Origin of the sequence: Streptomyces sp. 13-12-16 (genome assembly GCF_002114215.1) — a bacterium.
Lineage (GTDB): Bacteria > Actinomycetota > Actinomycetes > Streptomycetales > Streptomycetaceae > Streptomyces.
Window position 1 is genome coordinate 1 of sequence record NZ_NCTE01000796.1, and the last position, 1354, is coordinate 1354.

Consider the following 1354-nt stretch of genomic DNA (forward strand, 5'->3'; position numbering starts at 1 on the left):
GGGGACGGGGTCCTCGGCGAGCGGGCGGGGGCGGGCCCGGCGCCGGCGGCGGCGCTGGGCGTGCGGCACCGGGCTCGCCGTCGCCGTCGTACTGCTCGCGGCCGCGGGTGCCGGGTGGGCGGTGTACATGAAGCTGGAGGGGAACATCACCCCGGACGAGGCGGCGGCCGCCGAACTCGCGCGGTTCGAGGAGGAACGGCCCACGGCGCTCGCCGAGGACGCCCGGAACATCCTGCTGATCGGCTCGGACTCGCGCTCCGGGGAGGAGAACGCCCGTTACGGGCGGGACGCGGGGACGGAGCGTTCGGACACCGTGATCCTGCTGCACCTGTCGGCGGGCCGGCGCAGCGCCACCGCGGTGTCGGTCCCCCGGGACCTGATGGTGGACGTGCCCGGCTGCCGCCGCCCCGACGGATCGCGTTCCGAGCCGGTGTTCACGATGTTCAACTCGGCTTTCGCGGTGGGTGGTTCCGCCTGCACCATCCGCACCGTCGAGAAACTCACGGACATCCGCGTCGACCACCACGTCGTCGTCGACTTCGACGGTTTCAAGGACATGGTCGACGCGGTGGGCGGTGTCGAGGTGTGCCTGCGCGAGCCCGTCGACGACGAGGACGCCGGACTGAGACTGCCGGCGGGCCGGGTGACGCTGGACGGGGAGCAGGCGCTCGGTTACGTCCGGGCCCGCAAGACCCTCGGCGACGGCAGCGACACCAGCCGTATGGAACGGCAGCAGCGCTTCCTCGGCGCGCTCGTGAACAAGGTGAGCGGCAATGACGTCCTGCTGAACCCGGTGAAGCTGTATCCCGTTCTGGACGCGGCCACCTCGTCGCTCACCACCGATCCGGAACTGGCCAGCCTGCGGGGCCTGTACGACCTCGCGCGCGGGCTGCGCGAGATCCCCACCGCGCGGGTGCGGTTCCTGACCGTTCCCCGGGAGCCGTACAGCGGGGACGCCAATCGTGACCAGCTCGCGCAGCCCGCGGCGGAGGAGCTGTTCGCCCGGCTGCGTGCGGACCGGCCCGTGGCGATCGCGCCGGTCGCGCGGGATTCCGCACCGGACGGCGGTCCCGGCGGGGCGTCTCCGGCGCCCACGTTCTCCGGCAACTCCGCCGCCGAGGACGTCTGCGGGTAGAGCGAACCCCAAGACCGGCAAAAGGGCCGCTCGCAGCAACGGACCCTTGGTTCAGGAAATGCACGCATTGCCCGCTGTAAGGAACCTGAGAATTCAAGGCCGACGTCGCCCCACGGCGAACCGGGCGGTTAATGTGACGGTCCGGTGCGCCGGTGCCCGAGAGGCCCCGCCGTGAGGAGGAGCGCGCACCGGGAAGACCGAGACCGGGCGTCCGAAGGG

The 1354-nt window shown here is 72.2% G+C and carries 1 protein-coding gene; it reads left to right on the plus strand.

The genetic code is table 11. The features are described from left to right. A partial coding sequence (locus tag B7767_RS29135; RefSeq protein ID WP_256923611.1) for an LCP family protein occupies positions 1–1135 on the plus strand: 1135 nt, incomplete at its 5' end. Positions 1136–1354: the final 219 nt, after the last annotated feature.